Origin of the sequence: Novipirellula sp., from assembly GCF_041583735.1 — a bacterium.
Classification (GTDB): Bacteria; Planctomycetota; Planctomycetia; order Pirellulales; family Pirellulaceae; genus Novipirellula.
Map to the genome: position 1 here is coordinate 1 of NZ_JBFHFD010000815.1, position 3,290 is coordinate 3,290.

At 52.4% G+C, this 3,290-nt stretch carries 2 protein-coding genes and 1 pseudogene; all 3 read right to left on the bottom strand.

Features of this window, described 5'->3' with window-relative positions:
• Positions 1-239, bottom strand: a pseudogene (locus ABX962_RS33135) (hypothetical protein); the annotation flags it as partial.
• Positions 240-1,252: 1,013 nt separating this feature from the next.
• On the bottom strand, positions 1,253-1,732 hold the full coding sequence (locus tag ABX962_RS33140; RefSeq protein ID WP_372725962.1) for a hypothetical protein: 480 nt from the start codon (positions 1,730-1,732) through the stop codon (positions 1,253-1,255).
• Positions 1,733-1,927: 195 nt separating this feature from the next.
• A complete protein-coding gene (locus tag ABX962_RS33145) occupies positions 1,928-2,311 on the bottom strand; it encodes a hypothetical protein (protein WP_372725963.1) in 384 nt (127 codons plus the stop codon).
• Between the last annotated feature and the right edge of the window lie 979 nt (positions 2,312-3,290).

Consider the following 3,290-nt stretch of genomic DNA (forward strand, 5'->3'; position numbering starts at 1 on the left):
ACTGCCGTCCCGCTAAGGTCCAAGGTCGTCAGATTTGGAAGCGAACGGAGAGTCAACAACCCCTCATCCCCAACTTCCGTGTGGTCCAACACAACAGTCTCTAATTGCGGCTGTTTTGTCAGGTGCCTCAATCCATCGTCAGTAATGCCGGTATAGCTGAGAAAGATACGCCCATAGCCTGCTCGTCCCAAGATGACCTCTAGGTCCGCGTCATTGGCATCCGTTTTTTGAAGGTTCACGGTGAAGACTTCGGCTAACCCCCAAGATTCAAGTGTCTCGTCGGATGTCCTCTTTCTGATCCAATCCGGAAGGTCGGAGCAATCAAAATAAGTTATTCCGCCAAGAGCACTAACCCTGCTACGAAGGTTCTGTCGTTCAAAATATGGACGAAGTAAAACAAGACAACACGCACAGGCTGCGACAAGCAGCAGCATGGATCTCAATGTAAATTGTCTGAGTCGGCGTGTGTTCATTTGACGGATGCAGATTTTGATTTGGCGAGGGCAGTAGCCACACGTTTCGCGGACTCGACAAACGGTAGCGGTAACGCAACATCTGGATTCAGTTGCAGAACGATTGCGATCACTTGACGCCCGCGAACGACTGACCACTTCAATTAACTCGACTCGGCGGCTGACGTGCATCGCCTCGTTCGTCGTCATTGCCCCGTTAGCCATTGTAGCTCTTTGAGTAGCTTACGGTTGTCAGGAGCATTCTCCAACCAGTGTTTGAGCAATGCAACATGGTCACTGCACGCAGGCGTGTCCAGATACGGTGCTACGAATTGTCTATCGATCGCGGCCAAACAACGAAAGGCTGTGCCACGACAAGTAACCAAAGGGTAATCGTCAGGGCGTCTTTCGGACTGGATCAAATGCTCAAGCGTTGTACGCGTTTCCTCGGGTGGGACACCTAAGGTCGACAGTGCGTGAATCGACGTTCCAGCGATCTCGATGTAACGGGAGGTTGAAAGTGAAACGATCCACTGAAGAACGCTCGCATGCACGGTGTCAGCACCGTCGTATCCGACAGCGTTCACAATCCTAGCCATCGACATTGCGCCGCGAGAGATCAAACATCGCTGGTCATCGGAAAGCACATCGGAATTTGGATTGATTGCGTGGCATCGTGAAAGAAGCTTGGCTAGATAGAGCGATCCGAACTTTCCTTCACCGCCGAGGAAAGTCGCTGCGTAAACATGAGTCCGGATCGAGTCCGAAGAAAGTGCGCGATCAAAATCCAAGTTGGTATCTCAGATACGACAAACGGCGGCCGTAACCGGGGCGCGGCGAATGAGTGTGCTATCGCCAAAACGCTTGACACGCGACTCCGGTTCACGGCATCGTTGTTCGTCGTTTGGTTCGATCCAGAAACCAGAAAAACGGGATGTTCTCGAACCAAGGGTATTGGAAAACGTTAGTACCAACTCCTCGCCATCGTCTGCGAGTGGCATCCTGTACTCAACACGGCTATGATGGCCGTTTCCGCGTACGAGTACAACGCCAAACGTAGTATCACGAGGGAGTAGGTGTTCAATCTCAGGCCGGGTGAGATTCAGTGCAGCTTTGTCATTTTCAAAAAGAAACGTTTTCAGGTCGTTGACGCTAGTGAACGGTACTTGATTGAGCGGAGCCGAAGTTCGCTGCTCTGAATCTTCGGGCGTTGCGTTTCCTCTTAGTGCTGTGCCAGCAAAGATGATGAAGCAGATCGTTGCGATTACGAGTTTGTTCACTGCAGTGTCCATTTTGAGTTTGTTGTTGGCTGCGATGGTATCGGAGGGGCCTAGCTGGAGGCAATGTCAACCTCTGCAGGCCGCGAAATCTCAATCGACGAACGTCGGTCGTCAGCGGGCACGGCCAATAGGATATCCATTTGTAGACGCCATATGCCGTGCTCCGTTGCACGACTTGGTGATGCATTCTGTCGTTTAGTCGTCCAGGGCAACGAAAATCGTATCAACCGTAGGTCCATATGTCGAATCGAGTTGTGACCAGGAGTCGTTTGACAGCGCCGCGTAACGCCAGCCATCGGTCCCTTCGCAAGACCGAAACTTGCGAAACGACGCGGTGGAACGGATTAAGGAATTGATCGCTGCGATCACTGTATCGAAGTCATCGTCATCACCTGCAACGTATTTAATATCGGAAGTCTTGCCAGCAACGATCATCGTAGCCTCGTTCAGGTCTTCGCCGAAGAGATCAATGCTGGTCTCGATCCGTAAACGTCCCAACGTTGTGGCGATGATTGGTGTGACGTCTTGCAGTGACGAACGCCAATCGACAACTAGATCGGCTCCAGCGTCGTAAAGCACGTCTTCGAGATCGTGAACGCTAATTCCAGAGTCAGGTACATCTCGGTTCGCGCAGTCAAAAGACGCGAGTATCGCGACCGCGTCCGCACGTGGAATGATCAGGGGCGGAGTAGGCGTGGGTGCCTTACTCCTTGAGCAACGCTTTGCCGCACGTTGAAGCAATTCCAAGTTCGAGAGCGGCTTCTCAATCCCGAGTAGCTTTCGGATCAATCGAAGAGGCACGGTTCGAGGCTTTCATGCATAAAGTTACCGATCGCCCGGCGGCGGCCCTAGATTTTGTGCTCACGAAAACACGTCGCCGCCGCTCGGGTGCACCACGCTGGTTCTTGCGATGGGCCTGCGTGGCGGACGAATCGCCAGTCGGACGGCGATCAATGAACCTCAGGATAGCGACCGAAATAGGCTCGAGCAACAAACGACAATGAAGAATCGGAAACGCAGCGATCTAGCGCCGTGTCATTCCGGGCGTCATCAACAACCACCGATACACGCAGATCCACACAGATACGAACCCCGATCAATCACACCTGTGTCCATCTGGGTAAATCTGTGGTTAAGACCAACCGCGCATCGGTCTGACAGGCAGGCTTGAACTCACAGTAAGTTCCAATGAAAGTGAAGACCGCCCGATACGATGTCACTGCCGAAGTAATCTGGAAACAACGTTCGACACCTGAGCAACCACTTCGACCCCATTAGGCTGTGCACGATCCCGCAAGAACATCCGACATCAGCGGACCGAGAGGGTTAAGTTAGCATTCGCGAAACCTTGCAAACCCGGATCCGGTGTATCGCAGAGTGCGCCGCACGTTATGTGCGTTGGTTCGTAACGTTGATGCAATTGCACTTGCTACACAAAGTGAAAATCATTTGCACGTAAGCGTCTCCCCAAATCACATCGTCATCCGGTTCATGTAGTGCGATGATCTTCGCTGTACTTTCATATCTGCCAGATGGGCGTTTCGGGTTGTCGCAAATC